This window comes from Desertivirga brevis, from assembly GCF_017355835.1.
In genome coordinates, this window is record NZ_JAFEWF010000004.1 from 169,806 (window position 1) to 186,387 (window position 16,582).

7 protein-coding genes are annotated in these 16,582 nt (G+C 42.4%); all 7 read left to right on the forward strand.

Translation table 11 applies throughout. From position 1 onward, the window contains the following. The first annotated feature begins 91 nt into the window (after positions 1 to 91). The 7 genes from J4N25_RS12665 (at position 92) to J4N25_RS12695 (ending at position 16,515) form a co-directional block, all read left to right on the forward strand. Positions 92 to 2,926 (forward strand): TIM-barrel domain-containing protein, encoded by a 2,835-nt coding sequence (locus J4N25_RS12665; protein WP_207422577.1) that lies wholly within the window; start codon positions 92 to 94, stop codon positions 2,924 to 2,926. Positions 2,927 to 2,960: 34 nt separating this feature from the next. Further along, complete coding sequence (locus J4N25_RS12670) at positions 2,961 to 6,089, forward strand: SusC/RagA family TonB-linked outer membrane protein (RefSeq protein ID WP_207422578.1); 3,129 nt, start codon at positions 2,961 to 2,963, stop codon at positions 6,087 to 6,089. 14 nt (positions 6,090 to 6,103) lie between these two features. After that, a complete protein-coding gene (locus J4N25_RS12675; protein ID WP_207422579.1) occupies positions 6,104 to 7,702 on the forward strand; it encodes a RagB/SusD family nutrient uptake outer membrane protein in 1,599 nt (532 codons plus the stop codon). 66 nt (positions 7,703 to 7,768) lie between these two features. Continuing rightward, positions 7,769 to 9,148, forward strand: a complete 1,380-nt coding sequence (locus tag J4N25_RS12680) for a hypothetical protein (protein WP_207422580.1) — start codon at positions 7,769 to 7,771, stop codon at positions 9,146 to 9,148. Positions 9,149 to 9,277: 129 nt separating this feature from the next. After that, positions 9,278 to 11,710, forward strand: a complete 2,433-nt coding sequence (gene galB / locus J4N25_RS12685) for a beta-galactosidase GalB (protein ID WP_207422581.1) — start codon at positions 9,278 to 9,280, stop codon at positions 11,708 to 11,710. Positions 11,711 to 11,798: 88 nt separating this feature from the next. Beyond that, positions 11,799 to 14,189, forward strand: coding sequence for a glycosyl hydrolase family 95 catalytic domain-containing protein (locus J4N25_RS12690; RefSeq protein ID WP_207422582.1), 2,391 nt, complete (start codon positions 11,799 to 11,801; stop codon positions 14,187 to 14,189). A gap of 160 nt (positions 14,190 to 14,349) precedes the next feature. Then, positions 14,350 to 16,515, forward strand: coding sequence for a glycoside hydrolase family 3 C-terminal domain-containing protein (locus tag J4N25_RS12695; RefSeq protein WP_207422583.1), 2,166 nt, complete (start codon positions 14,350 to 14,352; stop codon positions 16,513 to 16,515). The last annotated feature ends 67 nt before the right edge of the window (positions 16,516 to 16,582 follow it).

Below are 16,582 nucleotides of genomic sequence, written 5' to 3' on the forward strand. Positions count from 1 at the left end.
TCTCTTCACTCCCTTACTTTAGCAGTGTTCGAAGGCCAATTAATTAACCAATAAAAAAGCCGAAACCTCCGGACTTTCTAATTAACCGATTATGTATAAACAACTACTGTATAGTTTTTCTGTATGCCTGGTGTTTCTTACTGGCAGCGTATCCGCTCAATCAAAAAGCTTTATTAATGCCAATGATGGGATAACAATAAACCCTAAAAATACATCAGGAAGTGTCAGGCTTCAGGTGATATCTGATAAGATTGTAAGGGTGACTGTAAGTCCTGAAAAGCAAATTAACAAGCAATCGAGTCTTATCATTGTTGATACTCTAAAAAGAACAGGTAGCTGGAATGCAATTGAGCAAAAAGGTGAAGTGGTTCTAAAGACTGCTGCTATTAGTGCCTATGTAAACCTTCTTACAGGTAGGGTTCGTTTTGCTGATAAATTAGGGAAGCCCATACTAGCTGAGAAAGAGAACGGCCGCCATTTCATACCCGACTCTTACGATGGCGATGCTTTTTATAAATTAAGTCAGGTTTTTATATCACCGGATACTGAAGCTTTCTATGGTCTAGGACAGCATCAGGAGGGGATAATGAATTATAAGGGCCGACAGGTTCTATTAGCGCAGAATAATACTGAAGTTGCCGTACCTTTCGTGCTGAGCAGCAACAATTACGGCATACTTTGGGATAACTATTCGATTACCAAGGTAGGAGATACCCGCGAAATGCAACCGATCTCGGGGTTGCGACTATACTCCAAAGACGGAGAAAGAGGATGGCTTACTGCTACTTATTCTGATCGTGAAGATTCAACTAAGATCGTTGTTCAACGTGCGGAAAGTAAGATAGACTACCCCTACCTGAATAATCAAAACCGCTTTCCAGCTAATATAAAACTGGATAAGAGCAGGGTTGTTTGGGAGGGGGCACTAGAACCAGCAACCTCTGGATTGCACCAGTTTAGCTTGAAATACGCCGGCTATATCAAAATTTGGATCGATGGAAAACTGGTTGCTGATAGATGGCGTCAGGGATGGAACCCTGGAACAGTGACCATTGATCAAACCCTTACAGCTGGAAAAAGAAGTAAGCTTAGAATTGAGTGGATCCCGGATGGCGCCGAATGTTATATCTCCCTAAACTACCTCAGTCCCGTTCCCCCAAGTAGCAAAAACGACTTCTCTTTTCAGTCAGAGGCAGGAAATGAGATAGACTATTATTTCGTATATGGCAGCTCTGCGGATGATGTCATCAGCGGATATCGTAAGCTTACAGGCAAAGCAAGCATGATGCCTAGCTGGGCTATGGGATTTTGGCAAAGCCGCGAGCGGTACAAAACCCAGGATGAGATATTAGAAACGGTTAAAACATTCCGCGAAAAAAAGATCCCGTTAGATAATATCGTTCTTGACTGGTCTTATTGGAAAGAAGCAGAGTGGGGCAGCCAGCAGTTTGACGAAAGTCGCTTCCCTGACCCTCAGGGAATGTTAAAGTCGCTCCACGAGAAGTATAATACTCATTTTATGATCTCTGTTTGGGCTAAGTTCTACGAAGGGATAGAGAACTACAATTATTTGAATAAGAATGGATGGTTATATAGAAGGAACATAGCGAACCAGCAACGCGACTGGATTGGTAAGGGATACGTCTCGACCTTCTACGATGCTTATAATCCAGGGGCGAGGAATGCTTTCTGGGGTTTGATCAATAAAAACTTGTATAACAAAGGAATCGATGCCTGGTGGATGGATGCTTCCGAACCGGATATTCACTCTAACCTCGACATTGAGTCCCGGAAAGAATTAAGTACCCCAACTTATCTTGGTTCTTCTACCAGATATTATAACGGATTTGCACTTGCAAACGCGAAAGGGATTTACGAAGGACAACGTTCTGTTAATCCAAATTCCCGTGTGTTCATTTTAACACGTTCTGCATTCGCCGGTCTTCAACGTTTTGCCTCGGCCACCTGGAGCGGTGATATATCAGCTCGCTGGCATGATATGAAAGATCAAATTGCTGCAGGTGTAAACTTCTCCATGTCTGGTTTACCTTTCTGGACAATGGATATAGGCGGTTTCGCGGTAGAAAAGCGTTACGAGAAGCCTAATGCCAGTGATCTGGAGGAATGGAGAGAGCAAAATACCCGGTGGTACCAGTTCGGAGCCTTCACTCCATTATTCCGGGTGCATGGACAATTTCCCTTCAGGGAGGTTTATAATATAGCTCCTGAAGATCATCCAGCTTATAAGAGCATGCTCTATTACAATAAGCTTCGCTACAAACTTATGCCCTATATCTATTCCCTGAACGGAATGGCTTTTCACAAGGATTATACTTTGATGAGAGGTCTGCCAATGGACTTTCCAGCAGATGCAGTGGCGAGGAACATTAATGACCAGTTTATGTTTGGCCCATCCCTACTCATAAGTCCAGTTACAGAGTATCGCAGTACCAGACGCGAGTTATACCTGCCTCAAGGTAGTTCCTGGTATAATTTCTATACAGGTGAGTACTTAAAGGGCGGACAAACTATTAAAGCTGCGGCACCTTACGAGGAGATCCCATTATTTGTAAAAGAAGGATCCATTATTCCCACCGGTCCCGAAATTCAATACACCAACGAAAAACCTGCAGAACCTATATCTATCTATGTCTTTAGCGGGAAAAACGGAGCTTTCAATCTTTATGAAGATGAAGGAGTGAACTATAACTATGAAAAAGGGATGTTCTCTGAAATCCCATTCAGCTATAACGAATCGCATGGAGCCCTCACAATCGGAGATCGTAAAGGTGCTTTCCCTGGGATGCTGAAAGAAAGAACCTTCAACATCGTATGGATCACTCCTCAAAACCGAGGATCACTCACTAAAAATACAATCAGTAAAACAGTAAAATATGACGGAAAAAAACTAATCGTGACTAAGTAAACCAATTCACTTACAAAATAACCAATTGATCAAAATGAATATTTCTACAAATTATCGAAAGCTGAGCGCCTTCTTCCTGGTGCTCACCCTAATGCTCCTGTTCGATCAGGAAGTCTTTGCCCAGGAGACAAGGATTAGCGGAAAGATCACATCATCGGACGATAAACTTCCGCTACCAGGAGTAAGTATTAATGTGAAAGGGACTAACAGGGGAGTATCTTCTGATGTAAATGGAGCTTATTCCATTTCAGCTAAGCCAGGTGATGTCCTTGTTTTTAAGTCAATAGGCTTCCAAACTTTGGAAAGAAAGGTTGGAGCAGGCGCTACTATTAATGTTGTTTTAAGTACCGAAACCAATACCTTAAATGAAGTTGTGGTTGTGGGGTACGGCGTACAAAAGAAAAAATTAACTACAGGGGCCAACCTTCAGGTTAAAGGAGATGATCTGCAAAAGCAAAACACGACAAATGCACTACAGGCATTGCAGGGACAAGCACCTGGAGTTCAGGTGACGTCTACTTCCGGACAGCCTGGATCAGGAATGAATGTGGTGATCAGAGGTAAGGGAACTATTGGTAATAGTTCTCCGCTTTATGTAGTTGATGGTGTAATTACTGGTGATATATCCTATCTCAACCCTGCAGATATTGAATCTATGGATGTGCTTAAGGATGCAGCGTCTGCCGCTATATATGGTTCCCAGGCAGCCAATGGTGTTGTCCTGGTTACTACACGTACCGGTAGGGTTAATCAAAAGGCTGTCGTTACTTTTGATTCCTACGTAGGTACACAAAATGTTGCCTCAAAAGCCCGGATGCTTAATGCGAAGGAATTTGCAACGATTATGAATGAAGCTGCTATCAACTCGGGCAGCGCGCCATTTTTCACAAATGCTGCTATATCGGGAATGGCTAGCGGGACTGATTGGTTAGATCAAATGTTAGTCAGCAATGCCGGTACCCAGAACTACTCCCTGGGTATACAAGGAGGAACAAAGGTTACCGCTTATTCAAGTGCACTTTCTTACACCACCCAGGATGGGATAGTTGGGGGAGGTGATCTTTCTAGCTACTCCCGTATTAACTTCAGGGTTAATACAGAACATAACCTTTATAAAGATATCATTAAACTCGGTCAGCATGCAACCTATAGCTATACAGAGAACAGAGGCATCGGAGTAGGGGGGCTCTATAACAATAGCCTGAGAGGAGCCTTTAACACCAGTCCTCTGCTTCCGATGTACGACGAAACCGGTAAGTTCTTCAACGCCAGGAGCTCTGACTGGAACAACGGGGAATCTAATCCTTATGCAGAATTAGTGTATAACAATCAGAACAAGAGTAACGGCCAACGCCTTTTGGGAGATGTTTACCTTTCTGTTGAACCTATAAAAAACCTAAGGTTCAGGACTAGCCTAAGTGTTAATTTTAATGATCACAACAGAAGAGCGTACCGCCCTGTTTATGATCTCTCTATCTACTCGTTCAATAACGTAAATAGCGCGAGCGACAGTACAAGCAGGGGGAGGTCAGTTATGTTTGACAACCTTTTAAGCTACCGTTTCAATGTTAAAAAAGCCCATAACATTGAAGTATTGGCCGGAACCTCATCCTATACGCAAAGGGGAAGTAATTTTAGAGGAGGAAATACAGATCTAAGGTTTGAAGGATTCGATTACGCTTACCTGGGTAATGCTGAGGGCCAGAGTATTGCAAATATTATTGTTTCAAGCTCGCCCTGGGAACAGGATAAAAGGTTATCCTACTTTGGTAGGGCAAATTACAATTACAAGGAAAAGTATTTGTTAAATGCTACTTTCCGTGCCGACGGGTCATCGAGGTTTGCAAGAGGTAATCGATGGGGATATTTTCCGTCTGTGGCAGCAGGTTGGGTAATTACAGGAGAAGATTTTCTAAGTAATACAACTAACTGGTTGGATTACCTCAAGCTTCGTGCTAGCTGGGGCCAGGTGGGTAACCAAAACATCGAATACTTCCAGTATTTACAAACTGTCCAGTTCAGTAATGCGAATTATACTTTTGGAAATACAGAGGGAACCTTAGCTAGAGGAGCCTATCCTGATCGATTAGGAAACCCCGATGTTAAATGGGAAACTTCAGAACAAACGAACATTGGATTAGATTCGAGATTTCTAAAAGGAAAAGTAAGCTTTACAGCAGACTATTATATCAAGGACACAAAAGACTGGCTTATTGCAGCTCCCATCCTGGCGACAGCCGGCGCTAATGCTCCCTTTATTAATGGAGGCGACGTTCGAAATTCCGGAATTGAATTAGGATTCTCTTTCCGCAATAGGATCAATAATCTAAACTATTCGATCGGACTTAACGGCTCTTATAATAAAAATAAAGTTGGAAATATCCCTAACCTTGAAGGGATCATCCACGGGGCTACAAATACATTGTACAACAACTCTCCTGAATTCTACAGAGCACAAAACGGATTTCCGGTCGGTTATTTTTGGGGATATAAAACACAGGGCGTCTTTCAAACAGAGGAAGAGGTTAATGCTTATCGCTCTTCAACAGGAAAAGTTATACAACCTTCTGCTGCCCCCGGCGACCTAAGGTACGTTGACTTTAACGGAGACGGCCTGATATCAGATCTTGATAAAACAAACATTGGTGATCCAAACCCTAATTACACTTTTGGTATCAATCTTTCAGCTGATTATAAAGGTTTTGACTTTTTCCTGCAGGCAGGTGGTGTGGCAGGAAACCAGATTGTACAATCATGGAGAAATCAATCAGACGGAAAGGCAAACTTCTCTGAGGCAATACTTGGCAGGTGGCACGGTCCCGGTTCATCCAATTCTGTTCCCAGGGTAACTGTAGACAACAGGAACTTTACTCAGTTTTCTGACCTTTATGTGCAAAATGGCGACTATCTAAGGATAAACACCCTTACTCTTGGCTACGATTTTTCCAGGATTCTAAAAAGAAGCTATTTAAAGAATTTCAGGCTTTATGCTTCTGCCTTGAACCTGTACACGTTCACCAAGTACACGGGAATGGACCCAGAAATAGGCTATTCTGGTACGGATGACAATGCAAACTCAGGCAGGGCATTTTCTTCAGGAGTTGATGTTGGCTACTACCCTCGTCCACGCACTTTTATGCTCGGCACAAACTTTAGATTTTAATGGAGAAGCAAATCATGAAAACGAATAAACTTTATATAATTGCTCTATCCATCCTTACATTGGGTAGCTGCCAAAAAGATTTCCTTGATTCTGAGCCGATAACTAAGGGCACAGAACAAAATTTTTATAGAACAAAAGCAGATGCTGCAAGAGCTATAGTTGGGTGTTACGACGGGTTGCAAACAGTGTGGGCAGCTGGGATTGCCCTGCCAGTAGCAGCGGAGATTATGTCAGACAATGCATTTGGCGGAACGGGTAACTCGGACGGCTTTGGATATCAGATGATTGATGAGTTTGATAAGCAACGTTCTCCTGCAGATGTTACTGTTTTCGGTAGTAACTGGTCTGCCTACTACAGAGCTGTGTACAGATGTAATGTTCTTTTGAGTAAGATCTCGCAGATTAATTGGGAAGGGGATGAGGCTGCCAGAAAAGTCACTGAATCTGAAGCCAGATTCCTGCGGGCTTATCTGTACTTCGATATGGTTAGACTATGGGGGAACATTCCTTTACTTACCACACCTTCAGCAGAAAATGTTCCCCAGTCCAATGCCGATGAGGTCTACAAACAGATTGCGGAGGATTTAAAGTTCGCCGCAGATAATCTTCCTGAGACGCCCTATACTGCCGAATGGGCAAAAACTAACGGAGGCCGGATCACTAAATGGGCTGCAGAAGCTCTTATTGGCAGAGTGTTCTTGTATTACACTGGGTATTATGGAAAAACAGATCTTGCTGGGGTTATCACTAAAGCTCAGGCAGTAGCTTATTTAGAAAATGCCATAACTAAAAGCGGTCATGGTTTATTAACAGACTATACCACCCTATGGCCAGCAGCATCGGTAGAAAAATATGCTGGTGAAGATAATAAGGAAACTGTCTTTGCTATAAAATATACTTATACAAGTAATTACAATGGAAATACAGATGGAAATCACTGGATGGTGATGACAGGTATGCGCGAGCAGGCTAGTTATCCTTACGGAAACGGTTGGGGAGGCGCCACTGTAAATCCTAAGCTTTGGAATACCTTCAGCAATACAGATACCCGTCGCAATGCTTCTATTATATCTATTGCTGATGAAGGGATAAATTTCAGCAATAAGCCAAAGCAGAGAGAGTACACTGGTTACTATAACAAGAAGTATTCTCCGATGATCAATAAGGATGGAACAAGCATGGTGGAGTTATATACCACTAGCGGGAACTTCATGATCAGCCAATACCAAGATTATGTTTCCATCCGCTACTCTGATGTGCTGTTAATGGCTGCAGAGCTTGGCAGCGCTAATGCTCAGGAGTACTTTAATCAGGTACGTCAACGTGCATACGGCAATAATTACTCAGAAATAGCTGCTACAAAAGATAATATACTTAAAGAGAGAAGATTGGAGTTTGTTGGTGAAGGTTTAAGGTATTGGGACCTGCTGCGTCTGGGTGTGAACACTGCTGCTGCTGCTATCGCCGAAACTGTAACTCTTGAAAATGGCGGAGTTGCAACCCCTAAAACCATTTCAGCTACAAAAATTATCGAAACTAAAGGGCTTCAACAGATTCCGACAGATCAAATCAACCTCTCTAATAATGTACTGAAGCAAAATCAGGGTTGGTAAATAGTGATTAACAATCAGGGCCGGTACAACAATAAATTAATCCGGCCATGAATAAAGCTTAAAGTAATGAAGACTTTCAAAAATATACATTGGATTTTCCTGGCAGCTATTTCCTTAATAGCTTCTTGTTCAAAGAAAGAATATGATTTGGGATCCTTACCCGATAAAGCAAACCTGAAGTTCGAGGTCAAACAAGACTTGCAGAAAGATCCTGGTGGAAATACTGTGATCCTCGTAAATAATACCCCAGAAACCACGCCAGTCTGGGATTATGGGACAGGTAAATCTTACCGTCAGCGAGATACAATCCGCTTTGCATTTAAAGGGAACTATACCGTTAAATTCTCTGCAGTTACAGGAGCAGGGGTGGTTGAGGGAGATTCAATTGTTGTTAAAGTAACACAGGATAACTTGCAGTATGTCAACGATCCGCTATGGACTGCTCTTTCAGGAGGGCCTGGAAATGAGAAAACTTGGATATTGGATATAAAAGCTCAGTATTTTGATGGACCGTTGTTTTTCTATGGAACTAATAACGGCTGGCTGGCTGGTGGCGATAAAGGTTGTTACGGCGCAGACTGCTGGAATTGGAGTCCCGATTATAAAGGCAATACCTGGTTAATGGAAAATGGTGATTATGGTACCATGACCTTCAGCTTGAAGGGAGGGCCGTTTGTAAAGTCGACACATTTAAAGATTCCCTCCAGAGGAACAGAGAACGGGACTTACTATTTGGATAAAGATGCTAAAACACTTACCCTATCTGGTGCTTCTCCCTTGCATGATATAACTCGAGATCCCTGTGTTGCTAACTGGGGTAGTATTAAACTAATGTCTCTTACAGAAAATACGATGCAGCTAGCAGTTCTTCGTACCTCTTGTGAAGGACCTGCATTACTCGTTTATAATTATGTAACTAAAGAATACTCTGATAATTATGTGCCACCTGCAACTCCGCCTACGTCAACCTTTGATGAGGGTTTCAATCCTAAGTTCGGGGCAGGAGAGTTGTTGGATTATTTAACTGCCGCTTCATCACGACTCTGGACCCTCGATGCTACGGGAAATCCGATCGACTGGATCGGTAAAGGGAAAGGCTGGACTACAGGGCACGCCAGTTCTAGAGAATGGGGATGGAATAACAGCTGGGATGAGGCAGTTTCTGGTGCTTATATCAAATTTGAGAAAAATGGAATGAAATACACAAGGTTTCAAAACGGTGTTAAAACCACAGGAACCTTCTCCATAAACGAAAGTAAGAATGAAATTACTTTAACCGGTGGCACCTTGCTTCAAAATCCCGGAAGCACTTTAAATCCTACTCAAACAACTTTGAAGGTTGTAAAGGCTTTCCCTAATGATGTGGCTGGTAAAGGAATTTGGCTGGGAACAAGCTATGACACGGAAAAGGATGAGTGGTTTGCTTTCCATTACGTATTGTTCTGAATTGGTTAGTATCTGAGGTGCGGCCGTAATAGCTGCACCTCTTACTACTTTTATTAATGTTTCCAATATTGAACATAGAGCTTCAACCAAGTAGAAAGAAGTAATTTACTGCAGAAACCAAAATTTCACATGCATAAACACAGACTTAGAATAATCTTTTTAATAGTTCCACTTTTATTTCAGCTAATCACTGCCAGAGCTCAGAACCGGGTTATTCAGAACTTTGACAAAGGCTGGAAGTTCTATTTGGGAGATGAGCCAAAGGCAAGCGACAATTCTTTCGACGACAGCAAATGGCGATCCCTTTCTTTACCGCACGACTGGAGTATTGAGGGTAAATTTGATGAAAAAAATCCTGCAGGTCAGGGTGGGGGTGCTTTGCCCGGAGGAATAGGGTGGTACCGTAAAGCTTTCACTATGCCGTCATCCTCAAAGGGAAGATCTGTATTTATTGACTTTGGAGGTGTATATCGCAATAGTGAGGTTTGGATTAATGGCAAATCTCTGGGTACTCGCCCAAACGGCTATATTTCTTTCCGCTATGATCTTACACCTTACCTTAATTACGGTTCAACGAATATCATTTCCGTTCGGGTTGATAATGCTGAGCAACCAAATTCAAGATGGTATTCCGGATCTGGTATCTACAGAAGTGTATACCTGACAACAACAGGAAAAGTGTTTGTAGACAACTGGGGAACTTTCATAACTACCCCCAAAGTAACTCAGGCTTCCGCTCTTGTCAACATTCAAACCAAAGTTCGGAATACCTCTAAAAATGCAGGGAAAGCAGTATTGATAACGGAAATTTATTCCCCTAAAAGCAAGTTAGTAACAAGTGCATCCTCTTCTTTTACTTTAAGTGATGATTCGAAGGACTTTGTTCAGTCTGTCGCTATACCTAATCCTTCATTATGGTCGGATGTCCAACCACACCTTTATAAGGCCGTAACTAAAATAAGTATTGGCGGAAGAGCAGTTGATTCTTATGAAACCACATTTGGTATCCGTTCTTTCAATTTTGATGCCTCTAATGGCTTCTCGCTTAATGGTAAAAAACTGAAGATACGAGGTGTTTGTAATCATCACGACCTTGGCGCTCTCGGGGCTGCTTTTAACGTAAGGGCTGCAGAACGACAACTCGAACTACTAAAGGAAATGGGATGTAATGGCATCCGAACTTCTCATAATCCGCCCGCACCAGAGCTTCTTGATCTTTGTGATAAGATGGGCTTTATCGTAATGGACGAATCTTTTGATTTGTGGAAGAAGGGAAAGAATCCTTTTGATTATAGTAGGGATTGGGATAAATGGCATGTGAAAGACCTAGAAGATCAGGTATTTCGGGATAGAAATCACCCCAGTGTCTTTATCTGGAGCGTAGGGAATGAAATTCAGGAGCAATGGGGCGACGAAGCGAAGGGAGACACCTCTGGCAGGGAAATAACCCGAGAACTGGTTGGTATTGTTAAACGGCTCGACAAAACCCGTCCTGTAACTACTGCAAATAATGAAGTTAATCCCTGGAACAATTTAATTAAGTCTGGCGCACTAGATATAATCGGATATAATTACAACCACAGTAAGTTTAAAGATTTCCATAAAACCTGGGGTATTGAAAAGAAATTTATTGTTACAGAATCCGTCTCAGCTTTACAAACCCGTGGGCATTACGATATGCGTTCGGACAGTATACGTCTCTGGCCTCCTGCCTGGGACAAGCCTTTACTTACCGGAAACCCCGACCTTACTTGCTCTGCTTACGATAACTGCCATGCACCTTGGGGATCCACTCATGAAGAAACTCTAAAGGAGTTTGAGCGACTGGATCATGTCTCAGGAATGTACATTTGGACTGGTTTCGATTATCTTGGTGAACCAACTCCATACCCGTGGCCTGCTCGTAGTTCGTATTTCGGGATCATTGATCTTGCTGGCTTTCCAAAGGATTCCTATTATATGTATCAAAGTGTGTGGACTAAAAAGCCTGTATTGCATCTATTGCCCCACTGGAATTGGACACCGGGACAGGATATCGACGTCTGGGCCTATTACAATAACGCCGACGAAGTAGAACTTTTTCTGAATGGCAGGTCTCTGGGCTCCAAATCAAAAACCGACGACTACCATGTAATGTGGAGGGTTAAATATGAGCCCGGAGTACTAAAAGCTGTATCACGAAAGGACGGAAAAGTAGTCCTGACTAGGCAAATAAGCACAGCTGGGAAGCCAACAAAAATTGTTCTCACTGCTGATCGCTCAAAGATCAAGGCAGATGGCAAGGATCTTTCTTTCATAACTGCCAAGGTTGAAGATAACAATGGCAATATGATTCCGGATGCGGAACACCTCATTACCTTCAAGGTGCAAGGTGAGGCTGAAGTGACTGCAGTAGACAATGGATCACCGACCAGTATGGAATCGTTCAAGGCAAATTACCGGAAAGCATTTAACGGTCTTGCCCTTGCAATTATACGATCAATGGAAAAGAAAGGAAAGGTGGTGGTAGAGGCTGGTTCTGCCGGACTTCAAAGCGCAAGGATAGAGTTAGAACTCGAATAAGCGGAATCAATAGGCATATATACTAAGAGGACTACCTTAGTACCCTCATTTATCTTAATTAATTATACAATTCTGCATGTTTTCCAGATTGAAATATTTTTTAGTTCTGCTTGCTGCCTCACCCGCAATTGCGCAAACATTTGATCCCTTTGTTGCTCCCGAGAGAGGCTTTACGTCCTGGCAACCAGCACAGAATTGGGAACATAGTTTGTTGACAGGAAATGGTACTATGGGTGCCATGGTGATAGGCCAACCCCATGCAGAAACAGTAATACTAAGTCATAATCAATTGTATATTCCAGTAGCTGAGCCGAAAACTCCAATTGATCAAGCATCCAGGCTTTCAGAAATCCGGAAATTGATTATAGAAGGTAAAGGATCCGAGGCCGCGAAGATTCCGGTAGCTCTTAGAGAAAAAGAAGGCTTTACCCAGGCAAGAGATCCTTTTATACCAGCATTTGAAGTTAAAATAGAGCAGGAACCATCTAATATTACTAAATATCAGCGATCTGTTAATTTTTCTACGGGTGAAGCAACGGTAGCATGGCAAGATGGAAAGGGAACCTTTTCCAGGACTGTCTTCGCGTCTCGTCCGGATAGTGTTATCATTATATCTATTAAAGGAACGACAAAAATAAACGCCTCTTTTCATTTGGAAATGGTTCCTTACCAATGGACACAGTCTGAATTTGTTAAGAGAAATGTGGCAGAAACTAAGATCCAAGCCGAAGGCTCCTGGCTGAACTATCGTTGCCGGTTTAAGAATAACTATAAAGATGGGTTACAGGGTTATGAAGGGCTCGGTAAACTTATTGTTTTCAACGGCAAAAGTGAAACGCAGGGAAACAAAGTAAAGATTACCGATGCAGACGAGGTGCTTTTGTTAATTAAGATCCGTCCAACAAGAAATTACTCCACCTCAGGAACCGAAACTCTTAAGAGAGAGATAGACGAGCTGGGAAAGAGCTATGAAAATCTTCTTTCAAAACATATCGCTATTCATGGAGCTTTGTTTAATCGATCAAAACTAAGTTTAAATGCTTCAAAAGAAGCTCGTTTGCTTCATGCAGAAGAACTATTACTTCTTGCAAAGCAGACCGTTTCGCCTGCCTTGATTGAGAAGGTTTACGATGCTGGTCGATACAATATCTTAAGCTCAACGGGAACAAATCCACCAAACCTTCAAGGATTATGGAGCGGTACCTGGTCAGCTCCCTGGAACGGGGATTTTACTCATGATGGTAATCTTGCAACTGCAGTGGCTAGTTTATTCAGTGGCAATATGCCCGAATTAATGGAGGCATTCTTTGCATACCATGAGCGTTATTTGCCCACCTACAGGGAGAATGCAAATAGGCTTTATGGAGCAGGAGGAATTCGAATTCCTGCCCATACAAGCAATAGCGGTTTGGATACTGATTTCGGCGACATTTGGTGTCTGACCTTCTGGAACGGAGCCGCCGGCTGGACGTCAAAGTTCTTTTATGATTACTACTTGTATACGGGTGATTTCAAATTCCTTAAAGAAAGAGCATATCCCTTTATGAAAGAATCCGCACAATTCTTTGAGGATTTCCTTACTAAAGATAAAAATGGTAAGCTTATTTTTAATCCCTCTTATTCACCTGAAAACAATCCTTCGAACAATCCATCTCAGGCAACTATAAATGCTACAATGGACATAATGATAGCCAAGCAGTTGTTCCGCAACTGTATAGCTACAGCTAAGCTATTAAAGACTGATCAGGATAAAGTGAAACTCTGGGCAACAATCCTTGCATCATTGCCAGAATATGAGGTAGCAAAGGATGGTAGCTTAAGAGAATGGCTATGGGCAGGTTTGGAAGAAAATCATGCTCATCGACATTCATCACAACTATATGCCCTCTATGATGGTGTCGACCCCGATTTTAAACAAAACCCGATACTTCTTACCGCAGCAAATCGAACAGTAGACGAAAAAATGAAATTCAGGATTAAGGAAGGCGGGGGAGAGATGGCATTCGGTTTAGTTCAATTAGGTCTGGTAGCAGCACATCTGCATGAAGCCGAAAAAGCAGGTCAACTAGTGAACTGGCTTTCTTCTAAATACTGGTCCACCGGTATGGGGTCATTTCATAACGTGGGGGAGCTCTTTAATACAGATATAAGCGGAGGTTTACCTGCGGTAATAATAGAGATGCTGGCGCAGTCTGAAGTTGGAAAACTTGAGGTACTTCCTGCTTTACCTTCTGCCTGGGAGACCGGAACAATAGAAGGTGTTGGTCTAAGAGGACAAGTTGTTCTAAACAAACTTTCCTGGGCGGGTAAAAGCGTTGAATTAAAGCTTTATTCTCGAATTGATCAAAATATTGAATTAAAGTTTCCTCATGAACTGAAATCTCATTCAGGAGCAAAGCTTAACAAAATAAGGGATGAATGTTATTCAGTTAAACTTCTCAAAGGGAAAGAAGTGAAACTACTGGTTGAATTAAAATGATCGTTAAAAGATCTGTATCCAATAATGATACCTACTTTGATTTGAGTTTGAATTCATTGTCCAGGTTTAATCGAATTAATCTTGAACCGAAAGAATATTAAGATGTTACTATTTCCTTAGAGGCAAAATACTATAAACTAATACTACTACTTAACCGCACATGAAAAAAAATGTAATAGGATGCTTGATCCTAAGCTTCTTTATCTTTTCAAAGGCCCCGGTAAAGGCTCAACAGCAAAGAGATCCTGCTATCGAGGGGAAAGTTGAGGCACTGCTGAAGCAGCTTAGTTTGGAAGAAAAAATCACTATGCTGCATGGGAACTCTTCCTTCACATCGGGAGGTGTTCCGCGCCTGGGTATACCCGAGCTTGTTACTTCGGACGGCCCCCATGGTGTTCGTCCTGAACATGGTCGCGACTGGGTGCTTGATAACAAAGGGAACGATTCGTCAACCTACCTGCCTGTTGGATTAAACCTGGCTTCTACCTGGAACCCTGAACTAGGGTATAAGTTTGGTGCAGTATTGGGAAGCGAGGCGAAATGGCGAGGTAAAGACGTGATCCTTGGACCCGGAATTAACATTCTTCGTACCCCTCTTAACGGGCGAAACTTTGAATACATGAGCGAAGATCCCTATTTAATATCCAAGATGGTGGTAGGCTATATAAAAGGAGTACAGGACCAGGGAGTATCTGCCTGTATAAAGCATTACCTGGCCAATAATCAGGAGATCCGGAGGGATGGGATAAATGTAGAGATGAGCGAGAGGGCTTTAAGGGAAATTTATCTCCCTGGGTTTAAAGCCGCTGTAGTGGAAGGGGGAGTAAATACATTGATGGGGGCATATAATAGGTTCCGGGGCGAGTTCTGTACATATAACGATTACCTTATAAATAAAATATTGAAAGGAGAATGGGGCTTTCAGGGCTTGGTAATGAGTGATTGGGGAGCGATCCATTCTACGAAGGAGGCCCTGATGGGAGGGGCCGATCTTGAAATGGGTACAGATATTGGAACGCCGGCAAAAACATTTGATCAATTCTATATGGCGGCGCCAGCCTTACAGATGGTTAAATCAGGTCAGGTTTCAGAATCAGTAATAGATGATAAAGTGCGCCGTATTTTAAGGGTGATGTTCAAGACCAATATGATCAATGCAAAGCGTAGTCCGGGGGCTCATGCAACCTCTGATCATGCCGCAGTTGCAAAAAGGGTTGCAGAGGAAAGCATCATTATTTTGAAGAATAAGAATAATGTACTTCCACTTTCAAAAACAGGGGTAAAAACAATAGCAGTTATTGGTGCTAATGCTAACCGGAAGAACTCAATGGGGGGAGGGAGCTCCCAGGTACGCCCAAGATATGAAGTCACACCCTTAGAGGGTATCAGGGCTTGCGTTGGAAATACAGCTGGAATTAAGTTCGCCCAAGGTTACGCTATTACAAGAAAAGCAAAGGCCGACGAGAAACTTATCGCTGAAGCAGTCGACGCTGCGAAAAATGCAGAGGTGGCTGTTGTTTTTGGAGGGTGGACGCACGGCTATAATTACAGTATTTGGAACGACAACGCATTCGATGCTGAAGGTGTAGATAAACCAGATATGAATATGCCTTTCGGGCAGGACGAATTGATTTCTGCAGTTATTGATGCAAACCCCAATACAATAGTTGTATTATTCGGGGGCGGTCCTTTAGATATCACTAAGTGGGAGGGCAAAGCAAAAGCTATTTTACAAGTTGGCTATCCGGGTCAAGAAGGTGGAAATGCAATTACGGAAGTTTTATTTGGAGACATAAATCCCTCAGGCAAACTTACCTTTAGTTGGCCTAAAAAGCTGGAAGACTCACCTGCACATAAATTAGGTGAATATCCGGGTGATAGCATTAATGTTCATTACAAGGACGATATTTTTGTAGGGTATCGTTACTTTGATACTTATAAAGTGAAGCCTCAGTTTGCTTTCGGACACGGATTATCCTACACTAAGTTCGATTATAAGGGTTTGAAGGTAAGTAAGTCAGGTAGTACGGTTAGAGCTAGCTTTACCATAACTAATTCAGGGCAAAGGGCAGGAGCGGAGGTTGTGGAAGCTTATGTTAAAGACCCAAAGTCAGCAGTGAAGAGACCAGAAAAGGAGCTAAAAGCCTTTGAAAAAGTGTTCCTGAATCCTGGTGAATCGAGAGAACTTACCCTTACGTTCGATGAAAATGCTTTTATGTTTTACGATGAGAAAGCAGGTCAGTGGAAAATGGAGCTAGGCAAGTTCGAAATACTGGTGGGTGCAGCTTCTGATAACATCAAATTAAAGAAGAGTGTAAGACTGTAGGAGTTATTGTAACGAATCACGAAGGCTATTCAATTAGCCCACTTTTCCGGATTCTTTTTTATAATCA